The organism is Methanobrevibacter oralis, assembly GCF_001639275.1.
Classification (GTDB): Archaea; Methanobacteriota; Methanobacteria; order Methanobacteriales; family Methanobacteriaceae; genus Methanocatella; species Methanocatella oralis.
The window spans coordinates 18,013-37,873 of record NZ_LWMU01000070.1 but is presented as its reverse complement, the minus strand read 5'-3'; the positions used below and the strand labels follow the sequence as shown (position 1 = coordinate 37,873).

At 28.7% G+C, this 19,861-nt stretch carries 19 protein-coding genes; 7 read left to right on the top strand and 12 right to left on the bottom strand.

Annotated elements, in window-relative coordinates:
* Positions 1 to 161: 161 nt before the first annotated feature.
* Entirely contained in the window at positions 162 to 884 is a 723-nt protein-coding gene (locus MBORA_RS05810) for a tRNA-binding protein (protein WP_063720369.1), read from the top strand.
* Between the two features lie 703 nt (positions 885 to 1,587).
* Here the strand turns inward: MBORA_RS05810 and MBORA_RS05805 are convergent.
* Positions 1,588 to 3,000 (bottom strand): lactaldehyde dehydrogenase, encoded by a 1,413-nt coding sequence (locus MBORA_RS05805; RefSeq protein WP_042694154.1) that lies wholly within the window; start codon positions 2,998 to 3,000, stop codon positions 1,588 to 1,590.
* Positions 3,001 to 3,057: 57 nt separating this feature from the next.
* Positions 3,058 to 3,540 carry a flavodoxin gene (locus MBORA_RS05800; RefSeq protein WP_063720368.1) on the bottom strand — a complete coding sequence of 161 codons (483 nt, stop codon included), beginning with the start codon at positions 3,538 to 3,540 and terminating at the stop codon, positions 3,058 to 3,060.
* Positions 3,541 to 3,644: 104 nt separating this feature from the next.
* Here MBORA_RS05800 and MBORA_RS11140 point away from each other — a divergent pair, with 104 nt between their 5' ends.
* Positions 3,645 to 4,769, top strand: coding sequence for a TMEM175 family protein (locus MBORA_RS11140; protein ID WP_081738400.1), 1,125 nt, complete (start codon positions 3,645 to 3,647; stop codon positions 4,767 to 4,769).
* On the opposite strand, the gene MBORA_RS05790 is transcribed toward MBORA_RS11140, so the two are convergent.
* The 3 genes from MBORA_RS05790 to MBORA_RS05780 all read right to left on the bottom strand — a co-directional run bounded on the left by MBORA_RS05790 (position 4,757) and on the right by MBORA_RS05780 (position 7,263).
* Positions 4,757 to 4,939, bottom strand: a complete 183-nt coding sequence (locus tag MBORA_RS05790; RefSeq protein WP_231475979.1) for a class III signal peptide-containing protein — start codon at positions 4,937 to 4,939, stop codon at positions 4,757 to 4,759. The genes MBORA_RS11140 and MBORA_RS05790 overlap by 13 nt on opposite strands.
* An 8-nt stretch (positions 4,940 to 4,947) precedes the next feature.
* The gene (locus tag MBORA_RS05785; protein ID WP_042694258.1) at positions 4,948 to 5,865 is read right to left on the bottom strand and encodes a type II secretion system F family protein; all 918 of its coding nucleotides are present in this window, start codon (positions 5,863 to 5,865) and stop codon (positions 4,948 to 4,950) included.
* Between the two features lie 375 nt (positions 5,866 to 6,240).
* Positions 6,241 to 7,263 carry a M24 family metallopeptidase gene (locus MBORA_RS05780; RefSeq protein WP_042694151.1) on the bottom strand — a complete coding sequence of 341 codons (1,023 nt, stop codon included), beginning with the start codon at positions 7,261 to 7,263 and terminating at the stop codon, positions 6,241 to 6,243.
* Positions 7,264 to 7,314: 51 nt separating this feature from the next.
* On the opposite strand from MBORA_RS05780, the gene MBORA_RS05775 reads away from it, so the two are divergent.
* The 4 genes from MBORA_RS05775 to MBORA_RS05760 are packed head-to-tail and all read left to right on the top strand — an operon-like array spanning position 7,315 to position 10,833.
* Positions 7,315 to 7,956, top strand: coding sequence for a site-2 protease family protein (locus MBORA_RS05775; protein ID WP_042694149.1), 642 nt, complete (start codon positions 7,315 to 7,317; stop codon positions 7,954 to 7,956).
* Between the two features lies 1 nt (position 7,957).
* On the top strand, positions 7,958 to 9,163 hold the full coding sequence (locus MBORA_RS05770) for a YcaO-related McrA-glycine thioamidation protein (RefSeq protein WP_042694147.1): 1,206 nt from the start codon (positions 7,958 to 7,960) through the stop codon (positions 9,161 to 9,163).
* A gap of 1 nt (position 9,164) precedes the next feature.
* On the top strand, positions 9,165 to 9,836 hold the full coding sequence (locus MBORA_RS05765; protein WP_042694256.1) for a TfuA-related McrA-glycine thioamidation protein: 672 nt from the start codon (positions 9,165 to 9,167) through the stop codon (positions 9,834 to 9,836).
* Positions 9,823 to 10,833: an ATP-binding protein gene (locus tag MBORA_RS05760; RefSeq protein ID WP_063720367.1), complete on the top strand. Its 1,011-nt coding sequence runs from the start codon at positions 9,823 to 9,825 to the stop codon at positions 10,831 to 10,833. The genes MBORA_RS05765 and MBORA_RS05760 overlap by 14 nt, the downstream gene beginning before the upstream one ends.
* Position 10,834: 1 nt before the next feature.
* Here the strand turns inward: MBORA_RS05760 and MBORA_RS05755 are convergent, their stop codons facing one another.
* Genes MBORA_RS05755 through MBORA_RS05740 form a run of 4 tightly spaced genes read right to left on the bottom strand, consistent with a single transcriptional unit; the run spans position 10,835 to position 13,814 of the window.
* Entirely contained in the window at positions 10,835 to 11,290 is a 456-nt protein-coding gene (locus MBORA_RS05755; protein ID WP_042694146.1) for a hypothetical protein, read from the bottom strand.
* Positions 11,291 to 11,300: 10 nt separating this feature from the next.
* Complete coding sequence (locus MBORA_RS05750; protein WP_042694145.1) at positions 11,301 to 12,143, bottom strand: CBS domain-containing protein; 843 nt, start codon at positions 12,141 to 12,143, stop codon at positions 11,301 to 11,303.
* Positions 12,144 to 12,188: 45 nt separating this feature from the next.
* A complete protein-coding gene (locus tag MBORA_RS05745; protein WP_042694254.1) occupies positions 12,189 to 12,614 on the bottom strand; it encodes a universal stress protein in 426 nt (141 codons plus the stop codon).
* A 27-nt stretch (positions 12,615 to 12,641) separates the two neighbouring features.
* Positions 12,642 to 13,814, bottom strand: coding sequence for an amidohydrolase family protein (locus MBORA_RS05740; protein ID WP_042694143.1), 1,173 nt, complete (start codon positions 13,812 to 13,814; stop codon positions 12,642 to 12,644).
* Between the two features lie 192 nt (positions 13,815 to 14,006).
* Between MBORA_RS05740 and MBORA_RS05735 the strand changes: the two genes are divergently transcribed.
* A complete protein-coding gene (locus MBORA_RS05735) occupies positions 14,007 to 14,600 on the top strand; it encodes a hypothetical protein (protein WP_042694141.1) in 594 nt (197 codons plus the stop codon).
* Between the two features lie 15 nt (positions 14,601 to 14,615).
* Here the strand turns inward: MBORA_RS05735 and carB are convergent, their stop codons facing one another.
* From carB to nadC, 3 genes are all read right to left on the bottom strand, one after another.
* Complete coding sequence (gene carB, locus MBORA_RS05730) at positions 14,616 to 17,792, bottom strand: carbamoyl-phosphate synthase large subunit (RefSeq protein ID WP_042694140.1); 3,177 nt, start codon at positions 17,790 to 17,792, stop codon at positions 14,616 to 14,618.
* Positions 17,793 to 17,827: 35 nt separating this feature from the next.
* Positions 17,828 to 18,910 (bottom strand): glutamine-hydrolyzing carbamoyl-phosphate synthase small subunit, encoded by a 1,083-nt coding sequence (carA, locus tag MBORA_RS05725; RefSeq protein WP_042694139.1) that lies wholly within the window; start codon positions 18,908 to 18,910, stop codon positions 17,828 to 17,830.
* 78 nt (positions 18,911 to 18,988) lie between these two features.
* A complete protein-coding gene (nadC, locus tag MBORA_RS05720) occupies positions 18,989 to 19,819 on the bottom strand; it encodes a carboxylating nicotinate-nucleotide diphosphorylase (protein ID WP_042694137.1) in 831 nt (276 codons plus the stop codon).
* Between the last annotated feature and the right edge of the window lie 42 nt (positions 19,820 to 19,861).

The window sequence follows — 19,861 nt, the reverse complement described above, 5'->3', positions numbered from 1 at the left end:
AAAATTAATCTTTAATAATGATTAATATATATGTATAAGTTTATTTTGTTGTTAATATAAATACTTTATGTTTTAATAAAAGATTAAAGCTTTTTTAAAATAGAAAAAATATATTAAAGTTTAAAATTAAATAAATATTAAAAAATAAAGGGGATTTCAAATTGTGGGATACAACAAAAGATTATAGAATTTTAGTAGCTAGTAAAGCAAAAGAGAACTACTTAAATCTCATTCCAACAGCATCATTTAGAGGAAATTGGAATAAAAAACAAGCTATTGATGTAGCTAAAACCATGAATAGTGATTTTCAATCATTAATCTACTCTTACCTTGAGGGAGATGAACTTGTAAATTCTCCAAATGTAGCTACTTTAATTGAAAAAACCAAAAAAATCATTGAATGCTTAGGAGGAGATGACTGGAATAAAAAATTCTTAAATAATGCTCCTAAAGAAGATAAACAAAAAACAATGGAGAATATTGCTAAGGTAAAATTTTTCTTAGATACTATATTAGGACTTAAAAATAGGTTAGCGCTTGGTCCAATTAATGATCCCATTATAGGAATAGATATAAAAATTGGAGAAGTTATGAGTGTTACTAAACATCCAAATGCTGATTCATTAATGATTTGTAATGTTAATTTAAGAAAAAAAGCTATTACAGTTGTAACTAATGATTTAACTATCAAAGAAGGAATAAATGTTGGAGTATCATTATTACCACCACAAACATTTATGGAAACTGTTAGTGAAGGAATGTTTTTAGGAATGAATGGAAGCATTCTAAAAGATGTTGATGGAGAACTTGGCGAAATACCAAAAGGAATACCAATGGAATCCCTTAATGAAACACGTAACCTTATTGAATCTTATTTAAAATAATTTAGTAAAGTTATAATTAAATAATCTTAACACATTTTTTGCGTTAATACATAAAACTTGAATATGTTACTGAAATTAACCATTGCACATAATAAATAAAAAACTTTACTGTTTTTTATTTTAATTTTCACCTAACTGAAAACTTTAGTATTAATTGTTAACTAAATAAAGTTATTCCAAAATGGGAAAAATTAATCAACACCTATTTTGCAAGAAAGATATGATATTTATATAGCTATTAGTATTTGAAAATTGGTAATTTAGAAGTTGATTTTGATTGTAAAAAACAATTCAAAATAACCTATATTCAAGTTGCATATCTTTTAAATAGTTAAGATACAAATAAAAAAAGAATTTAAAGTATTTTAAAAGTATTAGTAGATTATGATTGGAAATAAAAATATAGCACATATTTCAAAAATATTCTCCATCTGTTAAAAAAAATGTTAGAAATGGACCATAATCATTAGAACAAATTAAATTAAATAGTAATAAAATCGTGGATAAAACATTCAACAACAATTTTTTAGACAAAATAATCAAACTAATCCTAAACTACAACCCATAAGAATAAAACTAGACCTAATAGAAAAACTACAATTAATGGCAGGCGTTAGAAACAATACAGCATATGAACTACAAACTAATGACTAAAAATTCCTACTTATTATTAAATAACCCACAGAATAATAAAAAAAGGGAATTATCTTAAATTTAAAGCAATTAATTTTGTTTTAGTCATTTCATTAACAGCATATTTAATTCCCTCTTTTCCAACCCCACTACTTTTAAAACCTCCAAATGGCATGTTATCAGTTCTAAAAGTAGATTGTTTATTTATAAATACTGTTCCTGCTTCAATTTCATCAGCACATTTCATTGCATTTCTATAGCTTTCCGTAAAAACACCTGCTTGAAGACCATATTCAGTATCATTAGCTACACTAATAGCTTCTTCAAGAGAATCTACCTTAATTATTGGAGCTACTGGCCCAAATGTTTCATTAACAACTAAATCCATTTTAGGTGTAACATCATCAATTACAGTAGCTTCATAAAATGCTCCATTACGATTGCCACCAGTTAATATTTTAGCACCACCATTAACTGCATTATTTACTGCTTCTTCGACATGACGAGCAGCATCTTCACTGATTAATGTTCCAAGTGTGGTTTTAGAGTCCAATGGATTTCCCATTTTAAGTTTTTGTGTTTCTTTAACTAGTCTTTTTGTAAATTCACTAGCTATCTCCCTTTCAACAATAATTCTTTTAACACCCATACATACTTGACCTGCATTTAAATAAGCTCCATTTATAACTCCTTTAACTGCTAAATCAATGTTCGCATCCTTAAGTATGATTAATGGGTCATTTCCCCCTAGTTCTAATGTAACTTTTTTCATTCCTGCTCTTTGTGCTATCATTAAACCAGTTGTAATACTACCTGTAAATGATATTTTATCAATATCTGCTGATGATACAAGTGCATCCCCAACTTCTGAACCATATCCAGTTACAGTATTAATTATTCCATCAGGAAATTCTTCATTTACAATTTCAGCGAATTTCATAACAGTTAACGGCGCATCAGTAGGTGGCTTGATAATTACAGTATTTTTACAAGCAATAGCTGGAGCTATTTTGTGAATTGTTAAATTTAGTGGATAATTAAAAGGAGTAATTGCTGCAACAACACCTAATGGAATTCTTTGAGTAAATGCAAAAAAGCCTTTACCATTTAGTCCTGCATCTAGTGGAACTGATTCACCATAGATTCTTTTAGCTTCTTCAGCAGCAAGTTTTAATGTTTCAATTGATCTGTTAAGTTCAACTAATGATTCATTTATTGGTTTACCAACTTCTAAAGTTAAAAGTTCTGCAAATTCTTCACGTTTTTCTTTTAATTTTTCACAAATTGTATATAATTTATTTGAAACTTTAAAAGCAGACATTTCAACTAAATCTTTTTTAGCATTATTGGCGGCTTTGATAGCCATTTTAGCATGCTGCAAGTGAGCTATTGGTACAGTATCTATAACTTCATCATTAAATGGGTTTTTAACTTCTTCTAAATCATCACAAGTTATGTGTTTTCCACCTATTAACATGTCCATATTAACACCTTCGATTTATTAATATATCAAATGGTGTTAATATGAATTTTGAAAAAGTTAAATATTTAATGATTCAAACCATTCAAAAATTTCATTTTGAGATGTGCTTGAAGCAAATCTTTTCTCTGCAACAAATTCTGCTCCTGAAGCTGAAGGTTTTAATTCTTTTATTGTATTTCCCATGTCACTTGACCCAGATGTTGCAAATAAAACAATTTTTTTACCGTTTAAATCATATTGTTCTAAGAAAGTATTTATAATTGTTGGAGCTACATACCACCAAATTGGAAAGCCAATAATCAATGTATCATATTGAGAAATATCTACTACATTACCAGCAATTGGAGGTCTAAAATCTCTATTTTTATTCATTTCTATTGAAGTTCTACTTTCTGGATTGGTCCAATCTAAATCCGCATCAGTGTATTTTTCTTCTGCTTCAATTTCATAAATATCAGCACCGGCTACTTTAGCCATTTTTTCTGCTATATTTTTTGTTGTACCACTTGCTGAAAAGTAAGCTACTAATTTATTTGTCATTAATTAATTCCTCCATTAATTGTTGCATATATCAACATATAATATTAGAATAAATTATTATTTAAAGTTATAGTTTTATAGTAAAAAAACTAAAAATTAGCTATATGGATAGTGGAAGATTTGAAACATTTGCAGATGCAATAATTGCAATTATCATCACGGTTTTAGTATTAAAGTTCACACAACCAAATGAAGCAACATTTAGCGCATTATGGGAATTTAAAGACCAATATATTTCCTATTTAATGAGTTTTTTAATTGTATTTAATATGTGGCGTAGTAATCATAACTTGTTCTATCGAGTAAAACAAATTGACAATATAACCGTTATTTTAAATGGAATTATCCTTTTTTTAATGTCAATAATCCCTTATTTTACAATATGGTTAGCTAATAATTTATATTCAGTAGCTGCCGAAACATGTATGGGGATAATATTTTTATTAACCCATATTTTTTACACATTATCTATAAAAGCACTGATTAAAAACGATCCTTACAATAAAGAACTACAAAAAACAGTTCAAAGTTCAAAATATATTCATATCCCCCTAATATTTATTTTAATTGGATTTATATTAACATATACAATATTTTCACTAGGAATAGTTGTATGTAACTTTTTAGCTATTTTCGCATGGATATGGATTGGAAGAAACGATAATACTCCAATGAAAACTGAAAGGTTTGAAGGATTCGTAGATGCAATATTGGCTATTTTAATTACAATTATTATATTAGGAATTCTTTTACCCCTTAATGGGACTTGGACATCCCTTGGAGCTCGATATCTTGATTTTATTACTTATGCAATTAGTTTTGTAGTTATATTTAATTATTGGAACTACCACCATAATTTTTTTAGTATTGTTAATAATATTAATCAAAAAGTAATTTGGTTAGAAGCATTTTCATTGTTTGTAATATCATTTCTACCATTCATTACAATATTTGTTTCAAATAATTTCAACACATTCATTGCACAATTCTTGTATGGACTTGACTTCATCATTATTTCATTAATAAATATGTTTTCTGTAAGAGCATTAATATCATCTGATCCTGCAAATATAGCTCTTAGAGTACTTATAGGAAATTATAAAGGCCAAATTTTACCATCAATTACACTCATATTTGGAATTATAATCGGATATCTATTCTACCCCCCAGCAATAATTATTTCATGTATAATATCTATGATAATAACATGGATATATCATTTAAAATAATTTGAAAAACTTTTTAATTCATAGTCAAATTCTTTAATTTCCTTAGAGGACAATTCACCAGATAAATCCCTTAAATATATTTTATAATAATATATAACTAATAAAACAACGACAATTATTCCTCCAAACAACAAAATAAATTCTGCTGATGCTTGTGCATTAGACTCCATAATATCACCTACATTAAAAAAGAACCTCCAAAATTTGAAACTGCATAAAAAATAATATATGCTATAAAAAGGATTGGAATAGTAAACTTAACACCCTTTTTTGCCTTACCATACATAATAATACTAATTATAAAGCTTACCAAAATCGAATGGATTATTAAATAAATTTGACCAACAATTGGAGTTACAAGAATTAATTGTGATGATTCTCCAAAGTTTTGCATAAAACCAGAATAAATACTAACCATAGCTAATGCAAAAGGTGTTGCAATAACAGCAGATATAAATAAAAACATTACCGACATCATAACAGTAGCTTTTCTCTCACGTTTTAAAGCAAGCAAATCTCGTAAATCATCAGATACATTATTTATCACATTTGCCATGCTCGAACCACTTTTACGACCATCAAGAATTATTAAAAAAATTCTTTCAAGATCCCTTGATTTTAAACGCTTAGACATAGCTATCCATGCATCATCAAAGTTCCTACCCATCCTAATTTCGATTATAGTCCTTTTAACTTCATCATAGAGTGGTCCTTGACCGTATTTAGACATGTCTTCCATAGCATTTTCAAAACTAAGACCTACCTTAAGCATTGTTGAAAGTTGGCGTAAAAAGTCAGGAGCTACTTTCTCAATTTCAGATGCTCGTCTTTCTTGCATGATCAATACATATGTGAAAATTCCTGGAAGAATAAATAAAGGTAGAATTAAAACTGACATCGGCAGATTCAACAATATTGAAATTGTTGCAAACACTAATTCTAGAGTTATTATTAAAATTATAAGCATGGATAAAAATTTAGATGCACCTATAAAAATTGCACCACTTAGTATAAAATCCTGCACTTTAGATAATTGATTCTCTGAGAGATTATTATCTAAAAACAAAGCCATATCATCAATTATTTTTAATTTCATGAATAATATGTAATACATTTATAGTATATAAGTATTACTTCAAGTTGAAAATAACACTATTATGAAATATCAAAAACAAAATAACGATCTAAATATCACATCAAACATCAAATAGAAATCATATTAACACCATCTTTTCGAGTATAATCAACATTACCTTCAGTTAAAACAGCTAAAAAACTTGGTTTTCGAATTTTATTATTTTTTTCAATTAATTTTAAGTAAATTTTGTGTTCCTTCTTCAGTTTTACTACTTCCTAATTTACATTCAATTAATACATATCTACTATCCCTAGATAAACTACAAAATCTAGTAGCGGTGTATTTGTTTGATTGTTTGATGATTAATTGTTGTGAGTGAGGCAGTGCTTATCATCAAATTTTTAATGGTAAATCTCCTATAATTTTAGCTTTTTTAGAAATAGCAATTGTATCTTCAAGTCTTACTCCAAAATCACCTTCCAAATAAATACCCGGTTCGACAGTAATAACCATGCCCTCTTCAACTATAGTCTCATCACGAAATGAGAATGTTGGAGATTCATGAATATCTAAACCTAAACTATGGCCAGTTGAGTGAATAAAGTTATCCCCATATCCATATTCAGAAATAATATCTCTAGCTACTTTATCAATTTCACAACATTTAAGACCCGGTTTTATAGCTTTAATTGCCTCATCATGAGCTTCTGCCACAATATCCCAAATTTCCTGATGAGATTCCTTATAGACCATTGTACGGGTATTATCAGAACAATAACCATTATATTTTGCTCCCCAGTCAATTAAAATTGGATTTTCAAGCTTTTTAGCTTCAGGAACAGCATGTGGCAAACTTGAATTAGTTCCACTTGTTACAATAGTGTCAAATGACTCTTTTGATGCTCCATTTTCAATCATCATTCTAACTAAGTCAAAAGCTATTTGAGTTTCCTTATCTTTTCTATTTAAAATATCTAATTCTAAAAATGCCTTTTGTGCAATATTAGTTGCTTTTTCTATATTATCTATTTCTTCAGGAGTTTTAATAGATCGTTGTTTGTCAACATAAGTTTTAGAATTAATAGAAAAATCATTCATAAATTTTTCATAAATATTAAATTCTAAGCTAGGTTCAATAGCTAAACTCTTAATTCCTTCGCTTTTAAGTTCATCTACCATTTTTGAGAATGACTCGAATTCTTTAACTTCAATTGATGAATTTAGTCTAGCTATTTCCATATCCATTTTTGAAACATAAATAATCGGTTCTTCTTTAATTAGACAAAAAGCAAAACTAGTTGGTTTGTAATTAGAAATATATTCCACATTTGTAAATTGTGTAAGAATGTAAGCTTGAAATTTATCTTCTTCCATATCTTTTAAAATATTGTTGATATGTAATTTATTATAATCCATATTTAATTATTAGAAAAAACTTTTATATATAAAGTTAGATATTTTAACAATATGTTTAAATTTACATTTAACGAAATAAGAGATTTAATTATAGCATTTTTCATTATTTCCCTTTGTTTTGCATTATTATATGCTGGAAGAGATTCAAATGTTGTATTATCCATCCTTCCCATGGTCATGGTTGGTGTAGGTCTTGGTTTTATCTTACACGAACTTGGACATAAGTTTACATCTATGAGATATGGTTATTGGGCTGAATTTAAATTATGGCCACAAGGATTAATATTAGCGCTTATTACATCTCTTTTTGGATTTGTATTTGCAGCTCCTGGTGCAGTTTACACTTATGGAAACTATATTACAGATGAAGTTAATGGAAAAATTTCCGTGGCTGGACCTGTTGTAAATATTATACTTGCAATAATATTTTTAATTGTAGCAAGCCTAGTTTATCCAAATGCAATACATAACAGTGCTTTTGGCCAAATATTCATAGTATGTTCCCTAGGTTATTCAATTAATAGTTTTTTGGCTACATTTAATTTAATTCCTATTGGAAACTTAGATGGTTCAAAAGTACTTAATTGGAATAGTGGAGTTTGGATTGTTACAATTGCCATTTCAGGAATTATGACTTACGCATCTATGACAATGGGTGTTGAAAATATAGTGAGAATGCTAATAGGATTTTAAAATGACAGAAGAAATCAAATACTTTAAAGGAACTCACAGAGCAATACATCCTAGTGAAACAATTAAAATCAATGAAAACAAAACAAAAATAGCTGGAATAACACGTATAACTGAAATTACTCATTTAGATAGGATTGGACTACCTGTTTTCTCAGCAATTAGACCAACATCACAAGAAGGATCAATAAGTGTTTACAACGGTAAAGGAATTACCATTGAAAATGCTAAAGCTTCAGCTATAATGGAAAGTTTTGAGAGATATTCTGCTGAAAAACAAGATGCCGATAAAGTAATAATAGCTAATCTCAATCAAATCGCTGCAAAAGGAGATTTTATACACCCAAAAGATTTAAATTTGCCAAGAGATTTTAACCAAGAGAATATTAATTTAATGAATTTTGAATGGAACATTGCTCATGACATAATTTCCAATAAAGATTATTATATACCTTCAAATGCAGTTTATCATCCTTATAACCATGACAATATGGTTCAAAGCTTATTTAAATCAAACACCAATGGATTAGCTTCAGGAAATATTTTAAAAGAAGCAATTTTACATGGGATGTTTGAAGTTATTGAAAGAGATGCATGGAGCATTTTTGAAATAACACATAAAAACTACTCACAAATTGATATAGATAGTATTGAAAGCGATATTATTAATGAAAGTTTAAGTAAGTTTGAAGATGAAGGAATTAAAATCAAATTGCTTAATCTAACTGCCGATGTTAATATTCCAACAATAGCAGCCTCTAGTGACGATACTGTTTTAAAAGATCCTGGTCTTTTAACCTTAGGAATTGGAACTCATTTAAATCCAGAAGTGGCAGTACTGCGTGCACTTACTGAAGTAGCACAAAGTAGAGCAACACAAATTCATGGTGCTCGTGAAGATACTCTAAGAGCTGATTTTGCACGAAAAGCAGGTTATGAGCGTATGAAAAAGATTAACAAATATTACTTTAAAGAGGAAGAAGAAAAAATCAAACTTTCTTCAATCCCAGATAGAAGTACAAATTCCTTAACCGAGGATATTAATATAGTTAAAAAAGAATTAATTAAAAACAATATTGATAAAGTATTATATGTTGATTTAACTCGTCCTGAACTTGATGTGAATGTTGTTCGAGTAATAATTCCCAAAATGGAATTAAATGCAATTGATCCTACAAGAGTGGGAGATAGGGTTTTAATATTTGATTAATATGCTAAAAATTATAATTTATGCAGGCTTATCTATTTCTTTTGATGAAGCTCGTCAAATACTAGACAGCAATGACTATATTGAAGTAATTTATAAAAGACCCATAAAAAGAGGTGATTTAGGTCTTGCTTTAAAAGAAAATCCTAAAATTATTGGAATAATTGATGGAGAATTTCATCAAAATTCCTCTGTAGGTCATAAAGAAATCCTCAATGCATTAAATAAAAATATAACAATAGTTGGTTCTTCAAGTATGGGTGCTTTAAGAGCATCAGAAATGGATAGTTTAGGAATGATTGGTGTCGGTTATGTATATGAACAATATACAACAGGAAAAGTCACTTCTGATGATGATGTTGCGGTAATGCTTGATAGTAATACATTAGAAACATTATCTGAACCTTTAATTAATATGAATTACGTTTTTACAAATGCTGTTAGCAAAAAGATTATCAGCAAACATCAAAAAGATGAACTGATGAAAATAGCTAAAAACACTTTTTATCCAAGAAGGAACTATTCACAAATATTAAAAGAATCTAATCTAAATGAAAGTGAAAAAAATAAACTTATTGACTTTATCCATGATTCTAAGGATATTAAAAAAGAAGATGGAAAAGAATTACTTAGATATATTTTGAAATTAATAAAAGATTACAATGAAGTTAAATGAAAAAATAGATGTTGTAAAAGACATGTTAGCTAATAAAAAGGTTGCAATTGGATTTTCGGGTGGTGCAGATAGTACTTTGCTTGCTTATCTTTCGTCACAGGTTAGTAAAGATACATTAGCCATTACAATTGATAATCATTTACTGCCCATTAATTTTATTGATAATACAAAAGAAATTGCTAAGACTTACAATATCAAGCATGAAATTATTGACTTAGATTTTTATAATGAGGAAGAATTTTTAAAAAATACTAGTGAAAGATGTTTTAATTGTAGAGATTTGATGTATACTACTATTAAAAGAGTTGCTCGAGATAATGGATTTGACTTTATCTGTGATGGCAACAATATTAGTGATTTAGTAAATAATAGGCCTGGAATACTTATTACTTATAGAGAAAATTTTAAAACACCTTTTATTAAAGCAAAACTTACTTCTAAGGAAATTCATGAATATTTAGATAAAAATAATATTAGTTATTCAAAATCAACTACTTGCCTTGCTACCCGAATTCAAACAGACACATCATTAAGCAAAAAAAATATTGAACGGATTAAATATTGTGAAGATTACATCTTAACGAATACAAATTGCAAAATAGTGAAACTTAGGAATATTGGGGAATTTGGTATATATGAAGTAGATAATCCTAAAGAAATCATGAAAGATGGTAAGTTTAAACAAATAAATGATGAATTAAAATCTAATGGATTTAAAAAAATAGCTTTAAATTTAACACCAATTGATGATAATGAATACATTAGTTTAGACTATGTTGGAGGTTCATTTAAATATAAGCTTCCATTTACAATAAACCTTAAAAAGACATTACATAAACTTGGAAATGAAATAATCTTTAAAAGTAATAAGAAAATAAAACTCGAAAAAATAACGATATACTCCAACGGATTAATAAAAGGAGAAAATTTTAAAAGTTATGATGAAGCTTTGGATAAATTTATGGATGTATTATCAAAATTAAGAAGAAATGTGTAAATTAATCAATCATTTCTTGATATCTCTTTAAAACGATGTCTGGTGTTTCAATATTTTTATCAAAAGTTTTAGAAAACTCTTTTTTATCTTCATCAATAGATTTGCTTAAATTATTAAGAACAATTTGAGCACCATCTAATTTAAAACCAACATCATCTGTTTCAACTTCAATAATATTAATCTCTAAAGATGAGGCTTTTTCTAACTCATTATCTGCTATAACCTCATATTTTAAATTAAGATTTTTATGAGGCATTACCTCATTAATGGTTCTTTTAATAACAGATTCTAAAAGTTCTAAAAATTTAACAGCAGGAGGAAGATCGTTAGCCCAATAATAAGTAAGAATGGAATTAAGGACAATTACATGTTCTGAGAAATCATCCCTTAATCTAACTCTGACTTTCACAGAAGTATTATCTAAAACTTTTATAACTAATACCGGACTAACCGCCATTTTACCACAATTATTCTTCAACTAATGCCTTAATTAAATCACTAGCTCTTACAAGACCAACTAAATCTCCTTCAACACCAATAACTGGAATTTGTTCAATATGTGCTGTTTTCATTTTTTTAGCACAATCAGTTACTTTGGTTTTAGAGTTAGCAACTTCCACATTACTTACAGCTACATCTCCAACAACTTTCTTTGTGAATTTTAAACGATTTTTTTCAATGTATAATACTGAAGTACTATCCCAAGACCACTTGTCTCCTTCAGTACCAACAGTAGAACTATGTTCACTACGTTCTGAGATAATTTCAGACTCTGCAATAAAATCCGTTTCCGTTAAAATACCACACAATTTAGCATTATCATCTAAAGCTAAAATTGATTTTAAACCAAATTGTTTCATAGTTTCAAATGCAACATTTAATGGGGTTTGATCCCAAGTTGTTGGTACAGTAGTAATCATATAATTTTCAATTGCATCATCAATATCAGTTTTTGTTAAAGCTTGAGCAACTAAATCAAATGATGTAATAATTCCAACTAATTCCTCTTCATCATCAACAACAGGAACTCTTCTAATATCATTTTCAATCATTTTTTTAGCGACATCCCTGACATCTTCACTAGGAAGAGCAGTAATAGGATTTTTAGTCATTAACATAGCAATTTGTTCTTCATCAGGATTATTAATTAAATCTGAACGAGTAATTACTCCTACTACAATCTTAGTTTCCCCTTTAACTACAGGAAGAACTGCTTTATCTTCTTTTCTCATTAAGTCTAAAACTTCCTCTCTATTTCCAGGTACGGAAACACTAACAACATTTTTAGACATTGCTCTTTTAACTAACATAAAAACACCATGTAATTGTTTAATTATTAAAATAAAATAAGAAATCTAATGAATAACTAATACTGCACATTTAGCTGAGTTTACAACCTTATCTGCAACACTACCCATAATAAATCTATCAAAGCCAGATTTACCAGAGCTACCCATTACAATTAAATCCACATCTTCTTCACGAGCGACTTCTAAAATAACTTTCGCAGGTGATCCTTCTCTAATTATATGAGAAATCTTAATAGTATCATCATCATTTTCTTTATCAAAATCATCGAGATTCTTTTCAGAACGCTCCTTTAATATTTCATTTAATTGATATATTTCATCCTCTAATGGAAGTCCGTTAACAAAATGATTTTCAGTAACACTAATCGCTATAATTTCAGCGCCACTAACTTTAGCTAAGAACAAAGCATGATCCTGAGCTTTTTTTGCGAATTCTGACCCATCTGTTGGGACTAATATCTTATTATACATCATTAACATCCTCCACAGTAAATTGATTTATATATTTATTATATAATCTTTGATATCTACTTTGTTGATAACATATAATATATTTTTCGTTTTACATCTATTAATTATATTTAAATAAGGATTTTTTGAAATGAATTTACAAATAAATAGTTCTGCATTGTTATTTAGTTCAATATATGATTTTTTAATATAATTATTAATTCTAAAATTAGAAATATTAGTTGTTGCAGATTTTAATAATTTCAATGGGTCTAAATAATTTTTATAAAAAATAGACATGATTTTTAAGCTAAACTCTAATTCTCTAAGCATATCCGGTGAATTAAGCATTACATTATCAGTTCCTAAAAGTGGGTTTATACCTAAATTAAACATCTTATTTAAAGGAGCTACACCAACATTTAAAGCTGCATTAGCTCTTGGACATACTACAATATTATTGTAAAAATTAGCTACCAATTTTAAATCGTCATCACAAGGATTAGTTAAATGAACTAATTGGTCAAAATTAGATTCAACTCCTCTTTTAATTTCAGTTTTATTATATTTCTTAAGTGAGTCTCTTTGAGCTGATTTGGATTCGGCTACATGGATGGATGAAATTTTATCAGATTTATTACACTTCTCAACAATTAAATGAGCTACCTCATCGCTAACTTCACCAAATCCACTAGGAGCAATCCCATCAGCTATTTTTAATAACTTTCTAATAGCTATCTTTACTTTTTTTAAATCGGGATCATCACCATAAAAACTATCATCACGCCCTAAAATAATCGGATTAATAGGAATATCTTTTGATGCTTTTTTAAGAAGTTTAACTCCTTTAATTCCACCTTCACGATAATCTATAAAATGAGTTGTTCCACTTTCAAGCATTTCCCACATTGATAATGCCATAGCTTCAATAATCTCATCATCTTCAACATTAGCTAATGCACAATGTTTAACACCATTTGGAGGTTTTACCATTTCACTTAAAGATAAAGAGTATCCTTCATCTTTAATTATTGAATCTCCAATATGTGTATGTCCATTAATAAATGATGGACAAACTAAATTCCCACCTGCATCAATAATTTTACCTTCACGAAGGTTATTCCCAATTTCAATGATTTTACCCTCATCAATTACAATATCTTCTCGTGTAGGCTTTAAATCCTGACCTTTTAAAATAATTCCATTAGCTATAGTCAACATTAAAGGAAAATTTAATTATTTATATTAATAAATTTTATTATTCAATTAACTTTATAATATTGAATAAAGTAATAATATTATAGTAATGATCATAACTATATAAATACAACCTCAATAACTCTGAAAAGAATGAACACTTTTTATACTTCAAGGGATGATCATTACTTTTATTTTTAAAAAAAAATCGCAGGATTGATTTTTATTAACTCCCAAGAGATAAGATACTTTTACCGAAATATTGTAAAAAGTGGAAAAGTTTACAGGGTCAAATATAATAATAAAGACTATGGGGAGTTTAAAAAATTATCTGATGCTTTATACGAGAGAGATGCATTATTCTTTTGTAATTTTGATTATGATTTGCTTGTTGAATGTGATCTTGAAAACAAATATGAAAATATGAAATTACCACCCTTTCCTGAAAAAAGACCAAAAGGTCGAATAAAAGGAATTAAAATTAATAAAACAGAAAGGGAAGGAGAAATTCTTTTTAACCATAAATTGAAAAAATTTTATATTCAAAAAGGTGATGAAATCATTGACTATTATGATACAATGACCGAAGCATATTATTATAAAAAATTATTAATTGATAATGATTGGGATAAAAGTGTATTAATTAAGACAAATACCATTAAGATTGAAATTAATATTAAAATTGATTTATATAAAGAATATCCTGTTAAATTAAATTATTGTCCTAATTGTAGAAGTAAATTAAAAATAAATGAAAAAGAATGTCCTACATGTGGAATTAATATAAAAAAATATTTATACAGTAATTAAAATGATGAAGAAAAATTATACTCCATCAACATACTCATTTAAAGATTTAACATTAATTTTATTATTTTGAACAGCTTCAATAGCATTTAAAGCAGCTCTTGCTCCAGCTAAAGTAGTAACATATGGTATACCTAATTCAATAGCTAAACGTCTGATAATATATCCATCACGAGCTGATTGCATACCTTCAGAAGTATTAATAATTAAATCAATTTCTTTATTTAAAATAGCATCCCTAATATTAGGAGAACCTTGTGAAACTTTTTTAATCTTTTCAATTTCAACATTTCCTGCTGCATCTGCAGTACCTGATGTTGCAACAAGACTAAATCCTAAATTATAAGCTTTCTCTGCAATAGGCCTAATTTTCTTTTTATCCTGTGATTTAACACTAATAAATATTTTACCTTCTTTAGGCAAATCCATACCTGCTGCAAGTTGTGATTTGTAAAATGCCATTCCAAAGCTTTCATCAACACCAATACTTTCACCAGTAGACTTCATTTCTGGACCTAAAACAGTGTCAGATTCTGGAAGTTTTAAGAATGGGAATACAGATTCTTTTACAGCAACATGATTGATTTTTATTTCCTTATTTAAATTAAAGTCTTTTAATTTAGCACCATTCATAATCCAAGTAGCTACTTTTGCAAGTGGAACACCAATAGCCTTACTTACAAATGGAACTGTTCTACTTGCACGAGGATTAGCTTCAATAATATAAACCATTTCTTCATCAAGTTTAACTGCATACTGAATGTTCATTAAACCTTTAACATCTAATTCTAAAGCTAATTTAGTTGAATATTCGCGAATTGTATCTAAAATATGCTCAGGAATAGTTTGAGGAGGAATTACACAAGCTGAATCTCCAGAATGAACACCTGCTTCTTCAATATGTTCCATGATTCCTGCAATAAATACATCTTCACCATCACATAAAATATCAACGTCTAATTCAATAGCGTCTTCTAAAAATTTATCTACTAAAATAGGATGTTCTGGAGATACTTTAACAGCTTCAGCCATATAAGTTTCAAGTTGTTCGTTATCGTAAACAATTTCCATTGCCCTACCACCAATAACATAAGATGGACGCACCAAAACAGGGAATGAAATTTTTTCTGCAATTTCCCTAGCTTCTTTAAAAGAATTAGCTGTTCCATAAGGAGCTTGGTGAATATGTAGTTTTTCAAGTAACTCGGCAAATAATTCTCTGTCTTCTACTCTATCAATACTTTCATAAGGAGTACCCCATATTTTAACACCTGCATTAGCTAGTGGAACTGCCAAATTAATAGATGTTTGACCACCAAATTGCACAATAACACCATCTGGTTTTTCTTGGTCAATAATACCCATCACATCTTCAAAAGTAATTGGCTCAAAGAATAATTTATCTGAAATATCATAATCAGTACTTACAGTTTCTGGATTGTTATTAATTAAAATAGTTTCAACATCATCATCTTTAAGTGCAAGAGAAGAATGTACACAGCAGTAATCAAATTCAATACCCTGACCTATCCTAATAGGTCCTGCACCTAAAATAACAACTTTTTTCTTATTGTTAGATACCAACTCGTTTCCAATATCATAACTACTATAATAATACGGAGTTTTAGCTTCAAATTCCGCAGCACAAGTATCTACCATCTTATAAGATTGTTTAATATTATATCTGTTAAGTAAATTTCTAATGTACTCTTCTGTTTGATTAGTTAAATCAGCTAGTCTTTTATTGGAAAAACCAAGTTGTTTAGCTTTTCTCAAGTAATATTCATCGTCTAATTTTTCACATGTAACTTCATTTTCAAAATTAACAATGTTTCTGATTTTGTATATGAAAAATTTATCAATATTAGTGAGTTTTTGGATTTCATCCAAATCAAATCCATCCTTAATAGCTGAGTAAATTTCAAAGTAAATCATGTCTGTTGGATGAGATAAACTTTCTTTTGACCATTCAACGTATTCAAATCCATCATACCCCATATCAAGAGATCTGAGTGCTTTATGAAATGCCTCTTCAAAAGTTCTTCCAATAGCCATCACTTCACCAGTAGCTTTCATTTGAACGCCCACTTCACGATTAATCCCTCTGAATTTGTCAAACGGCCATCTTGGGATTTTTACAACAATATAATCAATAGCTGGCTCAAATGAAGCAGGAGTTTCTTTTGTAATGTCGTTTTTAATTTCGTCTAAAGTCATTCCAAGAGCTATTTTAGAAGAAATTTTAGCAATAGGATATCCAGTTGCTTTAGATGCAAGTGCACTACTTCTTGAAACCCGTGGATTTACTTCTATTACTTTATATTCATTAGTTCTAGGATTAAGAGCAAATTGTATATTACAACCACCCTGAATTCCTAAAGCCCTAATAATCTTAATAGATGCATCTCTTAATTTCTGAGCGATTTCATCATGTAAATTTTGAACTGGAGCAACCACAACACTTTCTCCAGTGTGGATACCCATTGGATCAATGTTCTCCATATTACATACAATAATACAAGTATCCTCTTTATCCCTCATAACTTCATATTCTATTTCTTTCCATCCCAGAACAGATTCATCAATAAGAACTTGGTTAATGAAACTCATATCTAATCCATGACTAGCTATTTCAATTAATTCTTCTTCATTATGGGCAACTCCACCACCAGTTCCACCTAAAGTGAAAGCTGGTCTTACAATTACAGGATAACCAATTTCCTCAACAGCCTCTATTGCTTCTTCAACACTTTCAACAGCATTACATTTAGGAATCGGTTCATTAAGTCTCTCCATAAAATGTCCAAACAAATCACGGTCTTCAACATCTTTAATGGTTTGAACATCAGAACCCAATACTTTAATACCATCAAGCAAACCTAAATCTCCAAGTCCAGTAGCTATGTTTAAACCTGTTTGACCACCCATTGTAGGTAATATTGCATCGACTTTTTCTTCTTTAATAATTTTTGCAACAATTTCAGGAGTTAATGGTTCTGTATAAACAGTATCCGCCATATCTATGTCTGTTTGAATAGTAGCAGGATTACTATTAACCAAAACAGTTTCAATACCCTCTTCTTTTAATGATTTACAAGCTTGTGACCCTGAATAATCGAACTCTGCTGCTTGTCCAATTTGAATAGGTCCAGAACCTATAATTAGTACTTTTTTAATATCCTTATCAACTGGCATTTATAATCCTCATTAAAAATCTTTAAATGGTAATTTTAATATTCATCCATCATTTGACTAAATTTATCGAAAACATCTCTTGTATCATTTGGACCTGGACATGCTTCAGGATGGTATTGGATACAATGAAGTGGCAACTCTTTGTGAGAAATTCCTTCAGGAGTTCCATCGTTTAAATTAACTTGAGTTAAAACCAAATCTGTGTCTTTAAGTGATTCCTTATCCAAAGTAAATCCATGATTTTGAGAAGTAATAAACACTTTTCCAGTGTTTAAATCCTTAACTGGCTGGTTTTCTCCCCTATGTCCAAATTTCATTTTATAAGATTTAGCCCCAAAAGATTTAGCTATTAACTGTTGACCCATGCAAATACCAAAAATCGGTAATCTATTAGATAACTTTTTCATAGTTTCAATAGTTTCAACTACCCTATCTGGATTTCCCGGACCTGATGTAATCATTAATCCATTTGGAGAATAATCTAAAATAGTCTTATAATCAGTGTTATATGGGAATAAAATAACTCCAATATCTCTTTCTAAAAATGATTTAATAATGTTTCTTTTAACACCACAATCAATTAACGCAACTTTTTTATTAGTATCCTCTTTAAATTCTTTAATATCTTTTGTAGATACTTTATGTACTAAATCCATATCAACAATACTTGGCTGTGATTTAGCCATTTCAAGTAACTCATCGTCAGAAATAGTTTCAGTTGTAATAGCTGCTTTTAGTGAACCCCTTTCACGTATTTTTAGTGTTAAATCACGGGTATCAACTCCACTAATTCCAGGAGTTTTAAATTCTTTTAAAAAATCATCTAAAGTTCTTTGAGATGAAAAATTAGAGACTTCATGACATACTTCTCTTACAACAAAACCTTCAACCTGAATTTTATCAGATTGATACCAATCTTCACTTACTCCATGATTCCCTTCTAACGGGTAAGTAGACATTAAAATTTCTCCTTTAAAAGAAGGATCAGTTAATGATTCAGTATAACCACCCATACCAGTAGAAAAAATAAGTTCTCCCAATTTAGTTGTTTTATAACCAAAAGCTTCCCCTTTCAAAACCGTACCATCTTCTAAAGCCAATTTAGCCATTTTTACCATCAAATCACCATATAAAAAAAATAATAATCAACAATCTCTAATATATATCAATTTAATGTATTATTAAAGTTTCTTTTTTTAGGATTTTTCAAAATTCAAACTAAAATTCAAACTTCTTGATGAGTGAGTCAGAGCACCTAAAGATATTATATCCACACCTAATCCAACAAAGTCCAAAATATTATCTTCAGTAATTCCACCAGACACTTCAATTAAAGAATTTTCACGTATATTAAGCCTATTTAATTCGTTGATAACTTTTTCTACATCATTTTTACCCATATTGTCCAACATTACAATATCTGCTTTGTTTAAAACACAATCAATAGCATCCCCAATAGATTCCACTTCAATTTCAATTTTTTTAGAAAAGCTAACATTTTTTTTTGCTTTTAAAAGAGTTTCTAAAGGATCTCCAACAGAGGCAATATGATTATCTTTAATTAAAACCATGTCACCTAAACTAAATCTATGAGTATCGGCACCGCCAATTCTTAAAGCCATTTTATCAAATTTAGCTATTGCAGGCGAAGTTTTACGAGTACCTGCTATTTTTACATCATAATCTTTAACTAAATTTACATAATGATTAGCTGCACTAGCTACCCCACTCATTCGCATCATTAAGTTAAGAACCGTTCTTTCAAGAAGTAAAATAGTCCTAGCATCTCCTTTTAAATACATAATTATGTCATTTTTATGAATTTCACTTCCATCTGTTAAATAAAAAAGTACTTTAATACCTTTTTCCTCAAATATATCTCTAATAATATTACTTCCCGCTAAAATACCTTCATCTTTAGATATAATAGAAGCAGAAACTATTTTACCTTCATCTACAACTGCATTAGATGTAACATCTCCAAATCCTTCATCCTCAGCAAGCATATACTCAATAATTTTATCCAAAAAATCACCAAAATTTAAATAATTATTATAAATATATAATAT